This window comes from Bizionia gelidisalsuginis (genome assembly GCF_008086185.1).
Taxonomy (GTDB): Bacteria; Bacteroidota; Bacteroidia; order Flavobacteriales; family Flavobacteriaceae; genus Bizionia; species Bizionia saleffrena.
This window is the reverse complement of the sequence record NZ_VSKN01000030.1, coordinates 1-20,304: the sequence shown is the minus strand read 5'-3', so window position 1 is coordinate 20,304 and position 20,304 is coordinate 1. Positions and strand designations below refer to the sequence as shown.

17 protein-coding genes are annotated in these 20,304 nt (G+C 33.4%); 11 read left to right on the top strand and 6 right to left on the bottom strand.

What is annotated here, in order from left to right; all coding sequences use genetic code 11:
• Window positions 1–130 precede the first annotated feature (130 nt).
• Entirely contained in the window at window positions 131–2,101 is a 1,971-nt protein-coding gene (locus ES677_RS14050; RefSeq protein WP_148381571.1) for a putative porin, read from the bottom strand.
• A 142-nt stretch (window positions 2,102–2,243) separates the two neighbouring features.
• Between ES677_RS14050 and ES677_RS14045 the strand changes: the two genes are divergently transcribed.
• From ES677_RS14045 to ES677_RS14030, 4 genes are all read left to right on the top strand, one after another.
• Complete coding sequence (locus ES677_RS14045; RefSeq protein ID WP_148370383.1) at window positions 2,244–2,843, top strand: ribonuclease HII; 600 nt, start codon at window positions 2,244–2,246, stop codon at window positions 2,841–2,843.
• 58 nt (window positions 2,844–2,901) lie between these two features.
• Window positions 2,902–5,337 (top strand): ribonuclease HII, encoded by a 2,436-nt coding sequence (locus ES677_RS14040; protein ID WP_148381570.1) that lies wholly within the window; start codon window positions 2,902–2,904, stop codon window positions 5,335–5,337.
• A gap of 248 nt (window positions 5,338–5,585) precedes the next feature.
• On the top strand, window positions 5,586–6,239 hold the full coding sequence (locus ES677_RS14035; protein ID WP_148370385.1) for a hypothetical protein: 654 nt from the start codon (window positions 5,586–5,588) through the stop codon (window positions 6,237–6,239).
• 209 nt (window positions 6,240–6,448) lie between these two features.
• Window positions 6,449–9,103 (top strand): CHAT domain-containing protein, encoded by a 2,655-nt coding sequence (locus ES677_RS14030; protein WP_170235068.1) that lies wholly within the window; start codon window positions 6,449–6,451, stop codon window positions 9,101–9,103.
• Here the strand turns inward: ES677_RS14030 and ES677_RS14025 are convergent.
• The gene (locus tag ES677_RS14025; RefSeq protein WP_148381568.1) at window positions 9,095–9,820 is read right to left on the bottom strand and encodes a tetratricopeptide repeat protein; all 726 of its coding nucleotides are present in this window, start codon (window positions 9,818–9,820) and stop codon (window positions 9,095–9,097) included. The two genes, ES677_RS14030 and ES677_RS14025, sit on opposite strands and share 9 nt — an antisense overlap.
• A 7-nt stretch (window positions 9,821–9,827) precedes the next feature.
• Window positions 9,828–10,391 carry an RNA polymerase sigma factor gene (locus ES677_RS14020; protein ID WP_148381567.1) on the bottom strand — a complete coding sequence of 188 codons (564 nt, stop codon included), beginning with the start codon at window positions 10,389–10,391 and terminating at the stop codon, window positions 9,828–9,830.
• Window positions 10,392–10,518: 127 nt separating this feature from the next.
• Between ES677_RS14020 and ES677_RS14015 the strand changes: the two genes are divergently transcribed.
• The 4 genes from ES677_RS14015 to ES677_RS14000 all read left to right on the top strand — a co-directional run bounded on the left by ES677_RS14015 (window position 10,519) and on the right by ES677_RS14000 (window position 14,153).
• Window positions 10,519–11,355: a DUF4412 domain-containing protein gene (locus tag ES677_RS14015; protein WP_148381566.1), complete on the top strand. Its 837-nt coding sequence runs from the start codon at window positions 10,519–10,521 to the stop codon at window positions 11,353–11,355.
• An 83-nt stretch (window positions 11,356–11,438) separates the two neighbouring features.
• Window positions 11,439–12,005 carry a hypothetical protein gene (locus ES677_RS14010; protein WP_148381565.1) on the top strand — a complete coding sequence of 189 codons (567 nt, stop codon included), beginning with the start codon at window positions 11,439–11,441 and terminating at the stop codon, window positions 12,003–12,005.
• A 370-nt stretch (window positions 12,006–12,375) separates the two neighbouring features.
• On the top strand, window positions 12,376–13,425 hold the full coding sequence (locus tag ES677_RS14005) for a nucleoid-associated protein (protein ID WP_148370391.1): 1,050 nt from the start codon (window positions 12,376–12,378) through the stop codon (window positions 13,423–13,425).
• A gap of 17 nt (window positions 13,426–13,442) precedes the next feature.
• Window positions 13,443–14,153, top strand: coding sequence for an AAA family ATPase (locus ES677_RS14000; protein ID WP_148381564.1), 711 nt, complete (start codon window positions 13,443–13,445; stop codon window positions 14,151–14,153).
• 77 nt (window positions 14,154–14,230) lie between these two features.
• On the opposite strand, the gene lipB is transcribed toward ES677_RS14000, so the two are convergent.
• A complete protein-coding gene (gene lipB / locus ES677_RS13995; protein WP_148381563.1) occupies window positions 14,231–14,941 on the bottom strand; it encodes a lipoyl(octanoyl) transferase LipB in 711 nt (236 codons plus the stop codon).
• Between the two features lie 167 nt (window positions 14,942–15,108).
• On the bottom strand, window positions 15,109–15,267 hold the full coding sequence (locus tag ES677_RS13990; protein ID WP_148370394.1) for a YqaE/Pmp3 family membrane protein: 159 nt from the start codon (window positions 15,265–15,267) through the stop codon (window positions 15,109–15,111).
• A gap of 307 nt (window positions 15,268–15,574) precedes the next feature.
• On the opposite strand from ES677_RS13990, the gene lysS reads away from it, so the two are divergent.
• Entirely contained in the window at window positions 15,575–17,269 is a 1,695-nt protein-coding gene (lysS, locus tag ES677_RS13985) for a lysine--tRNA ligase (protein WP_148370395.1), read from the top strand.
• A gap of 138 nt (window positions 17,270–17,407) precedes the next feature.
• Here lysS and ES677_RS13980 read toward each other — a convergent pair whose 3' ends face one another.
• Window positions 17,408–19,054: a dipeptidyl-peptidase 3 family protein gene (locus ES677_RS13980; protein WP_148381562.1), complete on the bottom strand. Its 1,647-nt coding sequence runs from the start codon at window positions 19,052–19,054 to the stop codon at window positions 17,408–17,410.
• A gap of 173 nt (window positions 19,055–19,227) precedes the next feature.
• Here ES677_RS13980 and ES677_RS13975 point away from each other — a divergent pair, with 173 nt between their 5' ends.
• Both ES677_RS13975 and ES677_RS13970 read left to right on the top strand, forming a co-directional pair.
• Complete coding sequence (locus ES677_RS13975; RefSeq protein ID WP_148370397.1) at window positions 19,228–19,632, top strand: hypothetical protein; 405 nt, start codon at window positions 19,228–19,230, stop codon at window positions 19,630–19,632.
• Between the two features lie 144 nt (window positions 19,633–19,776).
• The gene (locus ES677_RS13970; protein ID WP_148370398.1) at window positions 19,777–20,118 is read left to right on the top strand and encodes a hypothetical protein; all 342 of its coding nucleotides are present in this window, start codon (window positions 19,777–19,779) and stop codon (window positions 20,116–20,118) included.
• Window positions 20,119–20,304 lie beyond the last annotated feature (186 nt).

The window sequence follows — 20,304 nt, the reverse complement described above, 5'->3', positions numbered from 1 at the left end:
CTGCGTTAAGGATTGAGGCTTTGTTGGAGCTCTCCCGATTTTTTATCGGGAAGCGACTGCCGAAAGCCTGACTGCATTGCAAAACAAAACAGTGTTTTGCAATGCGGTAACGCCCAAAATATAATATGAATTATAGAAAAAAGTTCCAAACTAGTCCGAAACGCACGGCAAAATCGCGATACGGATGGTTTGGAGCGGCGTAATAATCGTAACCGGTAAAAGGTGCGTTAAAATGTTCGGCCTTTATATAGATACGCGTTTGACGCACTTTCGCATTGATAAAGAAATCCAATCGCGGGAATCCACCATATTTTCTATCGGTTTGCACGTAAAATTCTGCTAGTAAGGGATCGTAACCATTCATATTATATTCTGTGAAATAGTTAAACGTGAAGCCGGTTTGCAAAAACATTGCATTTTTAAAAATGTAATTTGAATAATAGAGCGTGTTTCTGGTAATTACTTCTGGAACGTTAAAGACCTGATTATCGTCTTTTACGTTTTGATACATTACGGTATTATTGAGGTGGAAGTTACCCACTCGAAATTCCTTATTGGCTTTAAATCTTAAATAAGAAATGGAAGCCTCATTTTGAAACGGCTTTACAAGTCCATCTACATCTGAATTTTTAAAGTATATATAATCGTTTATAGTGGTCGCGTCTATGGATAGATTAACGTATTTATCCGATTTAATATGAAAGGCCAATTGCTGTGTTTTTGTATTATTAAAGCTGTTTTGCCAATTGTAATTTATATAACTACTTTGATATAATAAAACATTATAATTAGGTGCTTTAGAGCTGTGATTTAACTGTGCAGCAACTAAAATATCGTCGTTTAAAGCAAAGGCTGCTTCACCTTTTATATAATTACCTTCGAAATCGCCAGATACATTTAAACCAACATCTCCTTTAACTTTAAATTGACCAATTTGTTTTTTGTATTTACCGCCAACAGTAACAATATCCCCAATTAAACGATTGGTTAATGTTTCGTTTTCTAGCACTACAACTTTATCGTACCCGTAATTGTAATGGTTATTACTAACATTAAACTGCAATTCTCCTAGTGTATTATTAGCGTAATTTATTTGTACTTGGTTATAAAAGTTTTCTAATGAGACGGTGTCTTTTAATGTGGTGGCTTGAAAGGCTTCCCCGAAATAGGTATTTGCTGCCTCTTGTTCGTACTTATATGCACGGCGATCTAAAGAGATTACGTGCTTTACGTTTAGGGTGTTTTGTGAGGTTGAATCTTCTTTTTTTATAAACTGATAACTGTGATCTAGATAAAAACGTTTGCCTTTAAGAATGTTTTCGGCGTCTTGAAAGTTGACTTCCAATCGGGCTCTGTCTAGCAAATCTTTATCTCCAGATTCGAAAAAAGTAACATTACTGTCTTTTAGTCCGCCATTTTCTCGATTCATTAAATCTTGAGCTACAAAATGCCCGCGCACATTATAGCGCTTGTTTTTAGTTTGATAGCTCGAGGTAAACCTAAAATTCCCGGTACTTGTTAGCACGTTTTGGTAAGTACCTAGAGAACGAAGTCCTTTGTAAGCTATAGAGGCATTAAATTGTTTTGAGGTATTTACGGTAAAAAAAGCATCTAATAATTGCCCTTGCTTAAAAGCGGTTTTATAAAACAACTCGGTTAACGGTGTTGGCACGTGGTAATACTTTATATCTTCGGCCTCCATATAATTAAAATGTCTGGCTTGCGCACCAAACCCGGGTAAAAGGCTTGTGTTCTCGAAGTCGTAACTTAGCGTATTATAACTTTGTCCGATATTTGCAAATGGCATAAGATTAAAATTATCTTTGCGCAAATAGTTGTATTTATACTCCTTTTGTATGGTTAATGTGGTATCGACATGAGTGGTATCGTTGGCCTGAGACACGACTAAATAATCGGTAATTTTAACATCGTCATTTTTAACGTTTTTATTGCTAGTGCTTTTATTTGAGCCCCTATTATCAGCAATAGTATCGTTCCTATTGCTTTGTTGTAAATCAGCTCTAGTTAGAGTTTGTTTTATTTGTCCGGTGGCTGTAATGCTAAAGATTAATAAAAATAGGATTAAAATTATTTTATTCATTAAATCATAATTATTTTTAAACTTTAAAACTCAGGTCTTAAGTTTCGTCAAAAATAGGAAATATCTTTTTGGAATTTTATCTTCTACAAAGAAAGACTTAAATATTACCTTTAATAACTCCAAAATACTAAGTATTATATAAATGTTGAAATTAAATTATTCTGGTTTAGAATTAGAATGTGGCACAGATGAAGCTGGCCGAGGTTGTTTAGCTGGCCCAGTTACGGCTGCCGCTGTTATATTACCTACTCATTTTAAAAATCTTTTATTAAATGATTCTAAGCAACTTTCTAAAAAAAAACGCGATGCCTTATTACCTATTATTGAAGCTGAAGCTCTTTGTTTTAGTTACGCGCACGTTTACCAAGAAAAAATAGACGAGATTAATATTTTGAATGCTTCAATTTTAGCAATGCAACAATCCATAGGGAATTTAAAACCAACACCCCTGTTTATAATTGTTGATGGTAACAGATTCAAACCTTATAAAAACATACCCCACGAGACTATAGTTAAAGGGGATAGCAAGTTTTTAAGTATAGCGGCCGCTTCGGTTATAGCAAAAACCTATCGCGATGCGTATATGAATACTATTGATAAGGAGTTCCCTATGTACAACTGGAAGCAAAACAAAGGATACCCCACCAAAGAACACCGCGCAGCGATTAGAAAATATGGTGTTACAAAATACCACCGAAAGAGTTTTAAGCTTTTGCCCGACCAAATAAAACTTGAGATTTAATTTATTCTTTTAAAAGAAATAGATTAAGTAATTTTACCAAAATATGTCACTAGTCTTTATGAAAAACATTTATTTCAGTCTTTTATCAGTGTTTATACTTTCGGGTTGCCAAAACACGTCTAACACCACGTCGCTATATGATGCAATTCCTGAAAATGCTTCGGTTATACTTCATATAAAAGACAAAGAAAGTTTAACCAGTAACCTTAAAAACAATAGTTTACTTGGAGACTTAGCCGACACTAAAAATTACGACAAACTATCTCAAAAATTAGTCGCCTTAGATTATGTAAATACTACCCAACGTATTGTGCTCTCTTTATTAAAGGATAAAAACGATAGTTTGCAGTTTACATTTGCTACGAAATATGTACCAAACCTATTTAAAATTGACTCGTTACAGAATCATAAATCTGAACAATTTAAGATTAACCAATACATAGCACAAAAAATAACGATTAAAAACGAACGTTTATATGCGGTAATAAAAGACAGTATCGCTTTTGCAGCCTCTACACAGCCACTTCTTGAGGCTATTTTACATCCCACAAAAAAGAACGCACAGTTAGATAAAATAATTAAAACGACAAATACAGACCAATCGTTTTCAGTGATTTTAAATCACAAACAATTAAAAACGCAAACTACACTTTTACCTTCGGACAGTCTTTTCACCTCTCGTTTTACAAATTATAGTGCTTTTGATACCGAGATTTCTCAAGACCGTATTTTACTAAATGGTATTACTATGGCTAACGATTCTACAAATAGTTTAATCAACGTTTTTAAAAACACGACACCACAAGACACTCAAATTGCTAAAATAGCACCCTCAAACTGCGATTATTTAATGAGTTTTACTTTTGATTCGTTTGCCACTTTTAAATCGAATTTGGAGGCTTTCAATGGGACTAAAACCAGCACTTCTATTACAACCCTTTTTAACAATATTGTGGAAGTTGGCGTCATCACGGAAAGCGATAATACAGCTGTTGTATTAAATTCGATAGATGTAATTGCTACTAGAGATGCTTTAATTAGTGCACAAACCGAAGCGGAAGAGTACAGACAAGTCACCATATATAGGTTTGATGCGCCTGCTGTTTTTCAAAAAACATTTTCGCCACTTATCGGTTTTAAAGAGGCCGCTTATTATTGTAATATCGATCAGTTTTTTGTGTTTTCGAACACCATAGAAAACCTTCAAAATATTATTGCGAACTACCAAAATAAAACGACTCTTAGCGATCGGGACTATTATAATGAGGTGGTTTCAAATTTTAGCGACCAATCGTCTTTATTTCAAATGGCGACCTCTTCAATTTTAAAAACGACTTTAGAAAAGGGGCTGGATTCTGAAATTAAACCGACGTTACAAGCGTATAAATTATCTGGCATTCAATACATATACGATACTAATTTCGCCCACGTTAATGCCATCATTAAAAAGAATAAAGCAAAAGCAGAACGCAATGCCGTTACAGAACTTTTAAATATTAAATTAGATAACGATATTTTAAATACACCGCAGTTTGTGCTAAACCATCGTACTAAAGAAAAAGAAATTGTAGTCCAAGATGTTAAAAACAAACTGTATTTAATTTCTAATACTGGAAATATTTTATGGAAGAAACAATTAAAAGGACCAATTTTAGGTAGTATTGAACAAATTGACACCTATAAAAATGGCCGATTACAATTAGTATTTGCAACGCCAAACCACGTGTATGTAATTGCTAGAAACGGAAAGAATGTAGACAATTTCCCGATGATTTTTAAAGATAAAATCACACAGCCCTTATCGGTTTTTGATTACGATACTAATAAAAAATACAGATTATTTGTTACGCAAGGCTCCAATGTATTAATTTATGATGCTACAGGAAAAACAGTAAAAGGATTTAAATTTACTAAAGCAAACGGAACGATTAATCACAAACCGCAACACATACGTTTAGGAAATAAAGATTATATTTTGGTAAAAACAGAGAAGCAACTTCATATTTTATCACGTCGCGGTTCGGCTCGTGTTACCCCAAAAACTAAAGCTAATTACAGCGATCAAGGCGTTTACGAATACAACAATACGTTTACAACGATTACCCAAGACGGGAAACTAATAAGCATTGACCAAAAAGGAGGCGCTAGCATAAAAAATCTAGATTTAAACGATAACGTAGCGTTTACTACTACCACAAAAACATTGGCTGCACAAAGTGACAACAAACTAATGATTAGAAATAAGACGTTAGAATTGGATTTTGGAAACTACACAGCGCCAAAGATATTCTATATCAATAATAAAATTTACGTATCGGTAACCGATTTACAAGCCCAAAAAGTTTTACTTTTTGATAGCCAAGCAAAAAGCATCGATAACTTCCCTGTTTATGGTAACTCTACTATTGAATTAGACAATATTGATAAGGACAGCAATTTGGAGTTTATTACTAAAGGAGAGTCTAATTCTATTTTACTGTACGAAATTAATTAATTCGCAAAGCGGAAATTATTCAGACTAAAAACGATAATTTTCAAGCTTATTTTACTCTTTTAAACAGGCTTGACGTTCTTTTAATACTGTTACATTCGAAGCTTTAGCGCTAACTAATTACAGCCTTTCACTTCTCTAATTTTATTATATTTCTCTATAACAGCGCTTAAACTTCTTTTATCTTTTATTTATAATGTGACATAAATAGCTTAACTTTAGTTTAATAACCAACTAATAACAAGTGTATTATGAAAATAAATCCTCTTATTTATTTGTTCCTTTTAGTTTTTATCTCTTGTAATAATGATAAAAAAGAATCTGATAAAGACATAGATACCGATTCTGTAAAAAAAGAACTGACCAGTTATAATTATGTTTACGAAGGCGATTTGGAACGCGCCTATATTAAACATCGCATTATAGATTTAAAAAAAGAATTGGAAAGTTTAAACGCGACAATCCAAGCAGGCAAAAACGATGAGAATAGCATCGTATTTCTCGAAGAGACCGAAGCAGAAATTTTAAAACTTAACAATGATTACCAAGCTATAATACTCGTTAAAAAAGGAGTGCTGCCAATAATACCGCCGCCACCGCCGCCGCCGCCTGTTCCTTGTTTATGTTTTGATGTCTTTAATAGACTTAATCAAGTTGTAGCGACCAATACTGTTGTTTCGCTTTCGGCTACTTTAACAGACAACAATGGTAAAAAAATATTTTCTACCAAAGACATTATGCCAGAACCCATTTTAGATACGAGATTAGTAGTTTTCGATTTAAATACCGATTTAGAAAAATTTACAGACGAAGGCTTTTTAACCATAGAAAAAATAATGAAAGACGACTCTAAAAAAACATACGATGTTTCGGTTAGCGTACATCCTATAGAGAACACTCCTTAATTTTAAGTTTGATTTTCTCTGAAAATCTCTAGAGTTCTTTATACTGCTGCGTTTCATTTTCAAATTACAGATTCATAATGGTTTTTAAACCAAGAAACATCACGTTTAAATTAATAGAACACAGCCTCATGTCGCTGTTTTTTATGCTTTTCACGATTTCTATTTGCGCTCAGAATGAAAGTGAAGATATACATAGCATGTTTAAAAAGATGACTACTTATATGTATACTAATAAGGACTCCACTTTTCACTATTCTAACGCTATTGTTTCGGCCTCAAAAGACCCCAATACTTATACCAATGTGATTTACGCCTATTTATACGCCAACAAATCAGCGGCTTATTTTAATGATTTCTGTACTTTAAAACGCAATATCGAAAAAATCGACAGTATTTTTAGTGCTCGCGAAGACGCTTTATCTCAACTTGATCGTTTGTATTATATAAAGAACTCGGCAAATTATGATAAAGGCGTTTATTTCTATAAGTTAAACGATTATACAAAAGCACGCGATGCACTAAAATCTATTATCGATGTATCACAAAGCGATCCTAGAGCCATAAATAATAATCCCAATAACGATTTAGTTTATGGTGCCTACACAACAATCGCGAAAATGTATAGCAACGATGGCAAATATGAAATGGCAAAAGACTATTATAGCAAAGCGATTCGGTTTTTAAATACGCACGCAGAAGATGCATACAGTGTCTTTAAACTGAATAGAATTTACAGTTTAATTGGCGAAATTTATAAAAAGCAAAACCAACCTTTAGTTTCTAATACCTATTATAAAAAATCGCTAAAACAAAGTATTGTTTTTAATAATGCTAATGGAATACTCACCGAAGCCAATACCATCGCAGAAAACTATATTTCATTAAAACTAACTGATAGTGCGGAATTCTATTTAAAACAGATGGAACCTTTTCTGGAGGACAGCAATCCGTATACGTATAAGTATTATAAGACAGTGGCACAATTGGCTCATTTATATAATGACACTGTTGCTGTGGTAGCTAATTTTAATAAGGCACTACTATTAAATATTGCTAAATGGAACACTAAAAAACATATAGAAACTGCCGAAATCTCTCAAGAATTATCTAAATTCTATAGTGCTATTCAACAGTATCCTAAAGCGTTATTACAAATAAATAAGGCTATAGAAAATGTTTCTGGGGATAACGTAATTTCTTCATCGGTAAACAATACAATGTTATTTCGGTTATTAAAGATAAAAGCACAGCTCTTAAATACAACTAGAGATTACGAAAACGCCCTAAAAACGGTACATCGCGCCGTTGCTATTTTAGACATTTTAAAACCCTCCTTTAAAAACAACACGGATAAATTATTATTAATTAACGACGCTTATCCTTTAATTGAAACAGGCCTGGATGCTACGTACAACTTATATGGAGAGACTAAAAATGAAGCATTAATTGACCACGCTTTCTTTCTTACCGAAAAAAACAAAAGTGTACTCCTTCTGGATGCCTTGTTAACTAGCGAGGCTTTTACTTATGCCAACATTCCTAATCATATTATCGAAAAAGAGCACATTTTAAAATACCAAATCACGGCATTAGAAAAAGAACTCAACACCAATACTAATACTGATAAAAAAGATGAATTATTCGAATTGCAATTGGAGTACCGAGAACTTATCGAAGGTCTTGAAAAAGACCACATAAACTATTACAATTTAAAATACAATCAAGACGTCGTTACCGCAAATCAACTTCAGAAATCCTTAAAAACTAAGGAAGCCATAATTGCATTTTTCTACGGTAATTCTTTCATCTACCGCATTACCATTACCAATTCTACTAAAGAACTGAAACGCATTCGCAATACTAAAGCACTTCAAACGTCCCTTTTAAATTTTCAAAAACTTATAAGTTCGCCGACTTCCAATCGTAAAAACTTAGCTACAATTTCTAAAGAACTTTTTGCTATTCTAATGCCGAAAACATTTGAACTAGAAAAAATTAAAAACTTAGTAATTATTCCTGACGGTTTACTCAATTATATTCCTTTTGGAGCGCTAGAATCTTTAAACACAGAATATAATTATGCGATCCAAGAATATGAGATTAGCTACATTAATTCGGCTACATTATTAGAGCAATTAAAGGGCAAAAAGAAAAACAATGGAAAACTTTTAGCCTTTGCTCCTACATTCGCAGGTAAAATTAGCACTCTTTTACCGTTACCCAATACAGCAAAGGAAATCCGAAGCTTAGCAAATCATTTTAAAAGTGATTTGTATTTTGATACGCAAGCTAATTTGAAGGCTTTTGATACTTTAAGTAGTAAATACAGTATTCTACATTTGGCTACTCACGCCGTTTTTAATAATTCTACCCCAGAGTACTCCTACTTGGCATTTAGCGCCAACATAAAAAATGAAAATCTGCTATATGTAAAAGACCTATATAATTTAAAACTTAATGCCGATTTGGTAACGTTAAGTGCTTGCGATACCGGGATGGGAGAATTAAAACGCGGGGAAGGCTTGCTCAGTTTAGCGCGCGGGTTTTACTTTAGTGGCGCCTCGAGTTTAGCGAGTACGCTTTGGAAAATTAACGACGCGTCTTCCTCACAATTAATGGATGCATTTTACTCTAACCTAGCTTCTGGGCAACCAAAAGATAAGAGTCTCCAAGCCGCTAAACTAGAATTTATTAATTCTAATAAAGAAACGGGGTTGTCTCACCCTTATTATTGGTCTGGATTTATTATTTCTGGAAATACAACCCCTTTACAAACAACAACAAATTATACAGTATATATAATAGGTATCGTCGCGCTTTTAATTATACTACTTTTAATTAAAAATCGGCGTAAATTAACTTAACTTATTTAATAACTTTTTAGCTTCTTCACGTTTGTAATTCTGTTGCCTTAAAACTAATTTGAGTTCCTTTTTGGCCCGTACGATATCATTTTGTTTTAAATAAATTAACGCTAGATACCAATGTGATTCCCCAATAAAAGAAGAAGCTTCGGTGGTATTTTTATTAAGTAATCCCTTTGCTTTTTCTAAGTCACCGAGTTCTAAATAGGTCTGCGCTTTATAAAATAAGATATATTCTTCAGGATTTTTAATAGTATTAAAATTAGTTAAAGCCATGTCAAAATCTTGAGCTTCGTATGCCACAAAAGCTTGACGTTCTATAGAATTTATAGTGTCGCTTCGGGTAATAGGAAACACAGTATTAGGATGTGTAACGTAATTAGTTGCGTATAATTCTACGGTATTTACACCAAAAAAAGCATCGTAGCCAAACCAGCTAGCCGACATAAATAAAAGTACTGCCGCCGCTATTTTCCAATTAAACCATTGTGTTTTCTCATCAGATTCTTTACGCGTCTTTATTTCGGTTTCTAAGGTTTTCAATTTGGTTTTAAGACGCTCGCTTTCGGTCTCTTTTATCGCAAGTTTTAAGTTTTTTTCAAATTCAAATTGTGCCTTAAATTCGGCATCTTCAGCTAATAAACTCTCAAATAATTGTTCTTGATTTGGTGTTAAGCTGTGAGAAAAATAACCGTTTAATAATTCTTCTTTTTTCATTACAAATTTAGTTAAGCTTTATGCGTTCTCTTAATGTTTTCATGCAACGCGATTTGGTGCTTTTTACTACATTTTCGGTATTATAATCGCCTTGGCTTAAAATCTCTTTTATGGTGTATCCACGGTAATAAAACAAAGTGAGTAGTTCTTGGCATTGTTTACCTAGCGTTTTAAAATGTTTTTTAAGCAAGCGCTGTTGCGTTGTTAATGCTTCTGTCTCCATTTCAATGGTTTCACTAATTTTAGACTCTTTTTGTAATAGACGCACATCAAAATCTACTATTTCCATTTTATTACTTCTTTTTATCCTATCAAAAATCATAAACTTTCCTATACTAATAATGTAGGTAGAAACGCTACTAGTTAACGCCTGCAATTTTCCACTCATTACATTAGTATAAAAGGCAATATAAGCGTCTTGATATACATCTATAATGTCGTCGTCTTCCAAATTATAGCGCCTAGCAAAATGAATAAATCTGGCCCGATTATTCTCGTAAATCTTTTTATAAATAATCTCCGATCCTTTTTGGAGGTCTTCAATTGTGATGTCTAAATCTACTGTACCCATTAATGTAAATGCTTCGAAAAGGTTAACACTACTTTAATCTAAAATACAACATTTTAAAAAAAACTCATATTTAATGTTAACCTTTTTATTTCCATACTATTAAATAGTAAACCAAAACCTTTTAATTATGAAACTATTTAAATTACTCCCCTTAATTATTCTTATGTGTGTTAGCACTTCTATAAACGCTCAGATTTTTAAAAAGCTAGGAAAAAAATTAGGCAAAGTTGTCGAGCGTACCATTGAAGGGAAAGCCGAAGAAAAAACAGCACGAGAAACAAGTAAAGCATTCGACTCTACATTTAATAATCCTTCAAAAACTTCGAAAACTAGCAGTCCTTTTAATATTATGGGTAAAGCTGAAGCTCCCGCTGGAAGCTACGCGTTTACCCATAAATATGTTATGAGGTTTAATGATGGTAAAAAGACTTTCGACATTACCTATTTCCTTTCCGAAAGCGGCAATTATATGGGCTCAAAATATAATTACGAAGAGAAAGGTATGGAGGATATGATTATGGTTATCGATGCTACAAGAAATACACTATTCACTTTTATGACTGTCGATGGCAAAAAAACGGTAATTAGTATGGGTTTCGATATAAACGATGCTCCCGAACAGGTCGAAACAGAACAAGACATTTCATTTAAAAAAACAGGACGCACCAAAACTATTTTAAAGTTTTTATGTGAAGAATATACCGTAAAAAGCCAAGACTCCCAAGGTTCTATTTGGATTACAAAAGAAACTGAAGTGCGTTTTTTAAACCTGAAGCAACAAATGAAAGGCACTAAAAAATTCAATCAAAAATGGTTAAGTCTTGGTGACGGTTTAGTTATGGAAATGGATATGGTAGATACTTCGCGCCGTAAACCTAAACCAATGAAAATGGTATGTACTGCTTTAGAAACAATCAATTATACTTTAGACACTTCAGAATATGGGTCTTTGTACAAAAATTAAAAAAAAAGAAGTTCTCTTGTTAACCTTTTGTAAAAAGTCCAATTAAATAAGTAAATAAACTATTAATCTTAAACATTAAAATTATGAAACATTTAGTATTAAAAACGAAGTATGTAGTATTAGCTTTATTAATTAGTTTTAGCTTCTCCTGTTCTGTAGAAGACGGCGCAGATGGCGTTGTTGGTGCACAAGGCGAACAGGGTATTTCGGGAACTGATGGAATAAATGGCAATGCCAATGTACAAGTATTAACTATAGATATGTCTACGGAATCAGGTTCGTTCGACGATAAATCTGTGCCAGAATTAACCCAAGATGTCATAAATAATGACGTCATACTAGGCTATATTAAAAGAGGCGAGATGTGGTTTCCTTTACCTGCTGTTGCCGATATTATTCCTTTTAGTGTTTCGATAACCATTACTGTAGGCAACTATAGTTTAGATTATGTAGATGGCGTTACCGGAAGCTCATATAGTATTAATGCTGGTGATATTGATTTGCTTAAAATTGTAATTATAGAAGCATCCAATAGTTCCAAAAACAGTAATAATAATAATCATCTAAACGCTTATGAAGAGTTATTAAACGCTGGCGTAGATGTAACTGATTTTAGAGCCGTTTGCGACTATTACGATATTGCATACTAAGCCTCCAATTATTCTTAAACTCCGTAACACGCATAGAGCACGAATTAGTAAATCGAAATTAATAAGGTGGTAAAACCCTTTCCTACAATCAAGGTGCTATTAATCAATTTGGTTTTATGCTACTTTTAATTTCAAACCTCTAAATCGTATTGCGGAGTTCTTTTTTCTTCAAAAACTTTCCTTCACAATTACATTATATTTACTCACAATCCATAACTGTAGTCATTTCTCCGCTAAAAAATCATTCAAAAATTAGAGTTCCAATATAAAAAGAAACACGCGAGTTATCATTTTTTGTTATTTTAATTCTACTATAATTAGTACTATTGCATAGGCAAAACTCAATTCTGATTTAATTCAAATTTACAAGATGATAAAACGTACAAATGCGACTATTTCGAAGTTTATAATTCATAAAGTCGGTAACAAACACAACGATACAAAAAATGCTTTTTCTGAGAAAGAAGTGCATTTCGACGAAGCGAGTTACGAACTTATGCTTCCGTTTTTGTTGCGTCCTTTCGGATCTGTTGTGCAAAGTTTCCGTTTTAATCATCACGCAAATGTAGAATTGAATGAAATAAACGCCTACGCAAAATCCATTTTAGGAGATGAAGAAGCCTTTGTAGAGTCTTCAAAAAATATTGTAAAACATTTATACGAGCAATCTAATTCGGCGCAAATAAAAACCGGAGATGTTTTAGTCGCTATTTTTGAAGGCATAGAATATAAGGAGATGGTAACAAATGCTATCGGTATTTTTAAAATTGAGAGTAAAGTCAATTTTTTTCAAACCTTTTTAGAAAATAATAGTTACGATGTGCTGGTACAAAAAGGAATTAGCTCTAAAAAAGTAGATAAAGGCTGTTTAATTTTAAACCAAAAAGACACCGAAGGCCATATTATTTTAAGTGTAGACAATAACAGTTACGACGCGCAATATTGGATCGATAATTTCTTAAATATTAAGTATGCCGACGATATGAATAACCATACGCATAACTATTTAGAATTATGCAAAGAGTTTTCTACCGAAGTCTTAAAAACAAGTTACGGCGAACAAGAGCGCAATATCTTTTTAGCGAAAACGATAGATTATTTTAAAGAAAATGAAACGATAAATGTCGAGCGTTTTAAAGAAGAGGTTTTTACTGATGAAAAACACATTCGAGAATTTGAAGATTTTAAAAAAGATTATGAAACAGATTTAAGTTTAGTATTACGTAATCAATTCGATTTGGCTGAAGCTGTAGTTACAAAAGAAAAGAAAAAGATTAAAACCGATATAAAACTAGATACTCACATACAAATTAAATTAGATATTGATGCGCCTGATGCGGCGAGTGAACATTTAGAACGTGGTTATGACGAGGACAAAAAAATGCATTATTATAAGGTGTTTTTTAACAATGAAGCTTAATTAATTAAAACAAGATAATGAGCGTTTCTAATTTAACGATTCACGACGAAACAACAATTGACTTTGATACCATTCATTTTAGTCCAGAGAATAAAAATTCTTTAACGCGTTTACTTAAAGAATTTAAGCATATTGATGCGTTAAGCAAGTACGATTTAGCGGCAGATAACAAAATTTTATTGTACGGCCACACCGGTTGCGGAAAAACAACAACAGCAAAAGCCATTGCTAAACACATTAACAAAAAAATCTATATTTTAGATTTAAGTACGATTGTATCAGCAAGATTAGGTGAGACGCCGAAAAATGTAGCCACTGTGTTTAAAAAAGCGGCGCAAGAAAAAGCGGTGTTATTTATTGACGAATTTGATTATTTAGGCACATCGCGAAGCCTTAACCAAAAAGACTCTGCCGAAATGCAGCGTCTGGTAAATAGCATTATTCAGCTTATTGATTATTACCCAAAAGACGCGCTTTTAATTGCAGCCACTAATTATAGTAATGCTATCGATTCGGCATTGTTACGTCGTTTTCAGCTTAAACTAAAATTCGAACTCCCTACCAAAAAAGAGCTAAACACTTATTACGATAGTTTATTGGAACACTTCCCAAAAGAATACCATCAGTTTTCTAGAGCCTACAACATTTCTTATGCTGAAGCAAAAGACCGATTACATCAGGCTATAAAAGCACAAATTATTAATGAAGAAGAGCAGAAACTACTATAATCCACGCTTTATAGATCATAAAAAAAACAATCTCGTAAAAATAAAGCCGCTTTTTTTAATTTGTATACCATAGTAAATTACACCTTTGCTGTCGTAAACTCAGCTTCAAAAAGCATTGCAAAGTGTTTTATTAATTTTTCTTTGACTTCGTCTTCGTTAACGGTTAGTTTTCCTAATTCTACATTAAGAGAAGTCACGGCTTTTCCGCGAATGCCACAAGGAATAATATTATCGAAATAGCCCAAATTAGCATTTACGTTTAAGGCAAAACCGTGCATTGTTACCCAGCGACTCGCACGTACACCCATTGCGCAAATTTTTCTAGCAAACGGCGTCCCAACATCTAGCCACACGCCAGTTTCTCCAGGGCTACGTTCGGCTTTTAATCCGTACTCGTCGAGAGTAAGAATTATCATTTCTTCTAAAAAGCGTAAATATTTATGTATGTCGGTAAAGAAATTATCCAAATCCAAAATAGGGTAACCAACAATTTGTCCGGGTCCATGATACGTAATATCACCACCACGATTAATTTTATAAAACGTAGCACCTTTTTCTTTTAGCTGATCTTCATTAAGCAATAAGTTGGACACATCTCCACTTTTACCCAAGGTGTAAACATGCGGATGTTCAACAAAAAGAAAATAGTTATTGGTTTCCAAACTTGCATCTTCTCTTCTGTTTCTAATTTTAATATCTAAAATCCCTTTAAATAATTCCTCTTGGTAATTCCAAGTATCTTTAAAATCTTTAGACCCTAAATCCTGTAGTTCGATGTGCTTATTCATAGACTACAAAATTACAAATTAATTACTGAAGCTCTTAATGTTACTAAGTGAAAGTAGTTTAAAAAAAGGTAGAGAATACTATTATGATAAGTTAAGCTAGAATTACTAATTGAAAGACGTCGTAATTTTTTTAAAAGTTTAGTAAAAACTGCCCTTATTATAAAGACCTACCTATTTGGGTTATTTAAAATCACTAAAGCGGCAACAATGCCAGGCACCCAGCCACAGAGCCATAATAAAAACACAATTAATATAGAACCACAGCCTTTATCTAAAACGGCTAACGGCGGACAAATTATTGACAATAATACTCTCCAAAACCCCATAACTTTGATTTATTTTTTTGATTTGATTTGATTTGATTGACGATAGAAAAATTTACATATCCTATAACACTACATAAGACGGTTATTAAATCTTTTTGTTACACTTAACGTTAGCGCTTACTCTTTCGATTTTAATTTTATTATTAACTATTCATTATGAGGTCTTAGTTAAGCAGTTATGGAAGCGCTCTCTTTTTTTATCGGGAAGCAACTTGTGTACGCGTAACTAGAATGGTATCCAAAAAATAATTTTAATTGCAGTGTAATAATCTTATCTTTGCAGGCTTAATTACACACAAATTTAACTATGTCACAATTATCTGAGCAAGAGCTCGTACGAAGAGAAAAACTTGCCAAATTACGCGAGTTAGGAATCAACCCTTATCCAGCCGATTTATTTCCTGTTTCTGAGACTTCAAAGCAAGTCAAACAGGATTTTGAAAACGGTAAAAAGGTGGTTATTGCAGGACGTTTAATGTCTCGTCGTATTCAAGGTAATGCAAGTTTTGCCGAACTTCAAGATAGCGAAGGCAGAATTCAAGTATACTTTAATCGTGACAAAATTTGTGCTGGAGATGATAAAAGTCAATACAACGATGTTTATAAAAAATTACTAGATATTGGTGATTTTATTGGTATTGAAGGTGAGCTTTTCACAACGAAAGTAGGTGAAAAAACAGTGATGGTAAAAGAATTTAAATTGCTTAGTAAAGCATTAAAACCATTACCATTACCAAAAATTGATTCGGATGGGAATGCACACGATGCCTTTATTGACCCTGAATTGCGTTACCGCCGTCGCTATGCCGATTTAGTGGTAAACCCTCACGTTAAAGAAGTATTTATTAAACGTACAAGGTTGTTTAATGCTATGCGTAACTTTTTTAACGAATCTGGATATTTCGAGGTAGAAACTCCTGTTTTACAACCTATTCCAGGTGGTGCTGCAGCGAGACCATTTATTACACACCATAATAGTTTAGATATTCCGTTATATATGCGTATCGCTAACGAATTATACCTAAAACGTTTAATTGTTGGTGGTTTTGATGGTGTCTACGAGTTTTCTAAAAACTTTAGAAACGAAGGAATGGATAAAACCCATAATCCGGAGTTTACAGCGATGGAAATCTATGTGGCTTATAAGGACTACAATTGGATGATGGATTTTTGCGAAAAACTTCTAGAACATTGTGCAATTGCTGTTAACGGAACGAGTGAAGCGACTTTTGGCGAGCATAAAATTAGTTTTAAAGCGCCTTACGCACGTGTAACTATGGCCGATTCTATTAAGCATTTTACAGGTTTTGATATTACGAATAAATCCGAAGACGAGATCCGCGAAGCTGCAAAAAGTATGGGTATTGCAGTAGATGCTACTATGGGTAAAGGAAAATTAATTGATGAAATTTTCGGCGAAAAATGTGAAGGTAATTATATCCAACCTACCTTTATTACCGATTACCCGAAAGAAATGAGCCCACTATGTAAGGAACACAGAGACAATCCTGAATTAACCGAGCGTTTTGAATTAATGGTTTGTGGTAAAGAAATTGCCAATGCGTACTCTGAGCTTAATGACCCGATTGACCAACGTGAACGTTTTGAGCACCAATTAAAACTAGCGCAAAAAGGAGATGATGAAGCTACCGAATTTATTGACGAAGACTTTTTACGTGCTTTAGAATATGGTATGCCTCCAACCTCTGGAATGGGGATTGGAATGGACCGTTTAATTATGTATTTAACAAATAACCAATCTATTCAAGAGGTGCTTTTCTTTCCGCAAATGCGACCAGAGAAAAAAGCAATTCCGATGGGTGATGATGAAAAAGCAGTGTTCGCTATTTTAAAGAAACAATCGCCAGTAGATTTAAATATACTTAAAGCCGATTCTGGCTTGAGTAATAAAAAATGGGATAAAACAATTAAAGGATTAACGAAATTAGGTGTAGCAAAAGTCGAAAAAACAGACGATGGTTTGTTTGTCGAGCTAGTTTAAACCTCAATTTAGTTTAATATAAAACAGCGTTACTTTTAATAAAGTAACGCTGTTTCTGGTTAAACATAAACCGCACAAAAAAGCTTCAAGTAGACCTCGAAGCTTTCATAAAATTTGATACACACCCTGTTATAACACTTATAAGCCTAAAGTTTCAATCCCTTGTTCGAAAATTACATCTACAGGAATACCTGCTTCGCTTAAACGATCTAAATCACTTTGAAGTTCTTCTGGAATCTCTCCGTATTTACTTACAAAAGCCCCAACACCATCGTAATCGCCTTCTCCTTGGTAGGTTAAAATCACTTTCGATAATTCTTTCATTGCGACTTCCATTTTATCAAATTGTACGGCGTATGTTCCATCTTCATTTCTAGAAAATGCTCCCATTTCTTTAAAGAAATTAAAACGAATCATATTTGCTTTTCCGTGCGCACTAGACGCGCCAAAACGCACAGATCTAAAAATACCAGCCATAAACGTAACCATATTATCTTTTAAATCTTCTTTAAGCTCACCTTTAGCGTGCAGTTGTTGCACCATATATAATCCTAAAACATCTGCTTTACCTTCTTCCAGTGCACTTGCGTATTCCTTTAAAGAGGTACGAACTGTTCCTTTATTATTAATGGTGTTTTTAATACCTAAACCGTGTGCGACTTCATGGAACATTGTATTTGCAAAAAAAGCATTAAAAGTAACGTGCTTACGTTGGTCTTCGGTAATTAGCACATCGGTAATTGGTAATAATATTTTATCAAATTTTGCCTGCATTGCATTTTTTAATTGCAAGCGGCGTGTTCCTTTTTTAAGTTGTACCTCTTCATCATTTGGTAAGTTAATCGCGATCGTTTTACTTCCAGAATTACAGTCACCCGCATAAAACACAACATCGTAAGCATTTAAATCGCTATCGGTTCCTGGCTCTTCTTGTTTGTATTTATCGGCAACAGGTAATCCTTTTTGCAATTCTGGTAAAAAGCGACTGAACCTTGCCAAACGCTCGCTCCATTCTTGATCTTTAATTAAAACATAACCTTCGTGAGCCGCTTTATTCCCGAATAATTGATCTTCGTATGTTTCAATGGGCCCAATAACAATATCCAACGTATTATTTTTCATTTCCATCCAAGCAAAATCACTCGCTTGGTATTCGTCATTTAATACTGCCGCGGCCCGCAACTCTAAGTACTTTTTAAATCCGGCGTCGTCTGCTAATTCCGCTGCCTCTAATAATAAGCTTGAAACTTCTTTTACTTCAGCTTCAAATTTCTGGTGATAAGGAATCGTGAATAATTTCCCACTCTCGTCACGACGTACAAAATTGTATAAACCCGATTTATTTTCTAACGTTGCATTTTCAAATTCTTCCTTTGTCATATCTTGCGGATAGTAATTAGCGCCTTTGGGTTTTTCACCTACACCGTCAACAAACGGTTTATTATTTGCTAAGCGATCCCAAGGGCCATAATTAATAGACGCGTATTTTTTCGTGTCGTTATCTTCAATAGAATTTAATAAAGCATCACAATCACCATACGCTTCGTACCAGAAAAGAGCATTCATTTTATCGGCAGCCTTAATTAAAATAGGTAGCATTTTACGCTCGTTTTCGGTAAGACCACTCAAATCTGTGGTTAGTTTCACACTAACATATTTGTTTAAGTTAACTTGCATTTCTGTTTGTTCAGTTTCAATTTCTACCGTAGGTGTGGTTTTTTCAACCTCATTTTTACAAGACCATAAGGCTACAAGGCTTAAAACTAGAGTTAATCCTTTTTTCATAATACGTATTTTAGATTTACGTAAAGATAAAGTATTTAGAAGAGACGCTAAACTGTAAAAAAGAAGTTATATTTACGCATACTATTAAACCTTAAATTCGCTTAATAGTCTTAAAAACAACCAACAACACTATATTAACGATTCGCTTACGCGATAATAAACACTTAAAAACGATGAAAAAATTAGTATTAATTGCCATTGCATTGGTAACATTCCAGATGAATGCACAAAATGAAAAAGCTGAAAAATTTAACAATAGTAGCGTTGAAGAAATTGCAGAAATGCAAACAGCACGTTTAACGAAAGCATTAACTTTAAATGAAGCACAACAAAAAAGAATAAGTATTCTTTCGCTTCAAAATGCAAATTTAGAAAAAGAAATGATGGCTGCTCGCAATAATAAATCACTTTCTAAAGGCGAGCGTAAGAAAATTCAAAATAAACGTCACGCGCTTAAAAACGAAAGAGACAATCATATGAAATCAATTTTAACTGCTGAGCAATACACAAAATGGTCGTCCATTAAAGAAGAACAGAATAAAAGAGAAGACAAATTAAATAAAAGAAGAGCACAATAGCTATTAACTCTTAAAAAGGTGATGCATTTACTCACTTTAAGTCAACAATAATAAGACGCAGCATAATTAATCTGCGTCTTTTTTATTTGCGAATATTATGTAAATAGCTTTCCTTTGGATAATTAATGAATAATACTTGAAAAAATGAAAAAAATAATTACTTTTTGCTTCTTTGCTTTTGCGCTCGTTTTAGGAACTCAAAACGCAGTTGCTCAGAACAAACTTGAGATTAACAAAGTGGCTAACGAAAAGGCATACGAGTTAAGAAAAGAATTAAAATTTTCTGATGATGCATTGGAAGAAACCTATCAAGCTTATCGAGAAAAAGCGCTTAAAGAATATTCTTTAGCGAAGCACGACGGTGTTAACACTCCTGCGTATGCGAAAAATATGGCTACTGTTGAAGCAAAATTTTCGGCTACAATGGAAAGTGTATTAACAGAAGAACAATATAAAAGATTTACAATCATTAACGAGTCTAAGTAACCAGCGTTAGTAATATAATCTTAAAAAGTATATGTCTAGTCTGAATAATCGCTACAGATTAATAAAGGATTAAATTTAATATTTAAAGCTGAACAATGACTCCATTGTTCAGCTTTTTTGATTTATAAGTTTTCATTTCTATTTTACATTGTTTGTGTATTTGATTTGGAGTCAACATATGATTTG

Excerpts from the sequence above, each read along its gene's own strand:
- ES677_RS14015 (WP_148381566.1), top strand. The coding sequence starts at position 10,519 with ATGAAACTATTTAAATTACTCCCCTTAATTATTCTTATGTGTGTTAGC.
- ES677_RS13980 (WP_148381562.1), bottom strand. The coding sequence starts at position 19,054 with ATGAAAAAAGGATTAACTCTAGTTTTAAGCCTTGTAGCCTTATGGTCT.
- ES677_RS13975 (WP_148370397.1), top strand. The coding sequence starts at position 19,228 with ATGAAAAAATTAGTATTAATTGCCATTGCATTGGTAACATTCCAGATG.
- ES677_RS14040 (WP_148381570.1), top strand. The coding sequence starts at position 2,902 with ATGAAAAACATTTATTTCAGTCTTTTATCAGTGTTTATACTTTCGGGT.
- ES677_RS14020 (WP_148381567.1), bottom strand. The coding sequence starts at position 10,391 with ATGGGTACAGTAGATTTAGACATCACAATTGAAGACCTCCAAAAAGGA.
- ES677_RS13970 (WP_148370398.1), top strand. The coding sequence starts at position 19,777 with ATGAAAAAAATAATTACTTTTTGCTTCTTTGCTTTTGCGCTCGTTTTA.
- ES677_RS14030 (WP_170235068.1), top strand. The coding sequence starts at position 6,449 with ATGACTACTTATATGTATACTAATAAGGACTCCACTTTTCACTATTCT.
- ES677_RS14025 (WP_148381568.1), bottom strand. The coding sequence starts at position 9,820 with ATGAAAAAAGAAGAATTATTAAACGGTTATTTTTCTCACAGCTTAACA.
- ES677_RS14035 (WP_148370385.1), top strand. The coding sequence starts at position 5,586 with ATGAAAATAAATCCTCTTATTTATTTGTTCCTTTTAGTTTTTATCTCT.
- ES677_RS14045 (WP_148370383.1), top strand. The coding sequence starts at position 2,244 with ATGTTGAAATTAAATTATTCTGGTTTAGAATTAGAATGTGGCACAGAT.
- lipB (WP_148381563.1), bottom strand. The coding sequence starts at position 14,941 with ATGAATAAGCACATCGAACTACAGGATTTAGGGTCTAAAGATTTTAAA.
- ES677_RS14000 (WP_148381564.1), top strand. The coding sequence starts at position 13,443 with ATGAGCGTTTCTAATTTAACGATTCACGACGAAACAACAATTGACTTT.
- ES677_RS14050 (WP_148381571.1), bottom strand. The coding sequence starts at position 2,101 with ATGAATAAAATAATTTTAATCCTATTTTTATTAATCTTTAGCATTACA.
- ES677_RS14005 (WP_148370391.1), top strand. The coding sequence starts at position 12,376 with ATGATAAAACGTACAAATGCGACTATTTCGAAGTTTATAATTCATAAA.
- ES677_RS13990 (WP_148370394.1), bottom strand. The coding sequence starts at position 15,267 with ATGGGGTTTTGGAGAGTATTATTGTCAATAATTTGTCCGCCGTTAGCC.
- ES677_RS14010 (WP_148381565.1), top strand. The coding sequence starts at position 11,439 with ATGAAACATTTAGTATTAAAAACGAAGTATGTAGTATTAGCTTTATTA.
- lysS (WP_148370395.1), top strand. The coding sequence starts at position 15,575 with ATGTCACAATTATCTGAGCAAGAGCTCGTACGAAGAGAAAAACTTGCC.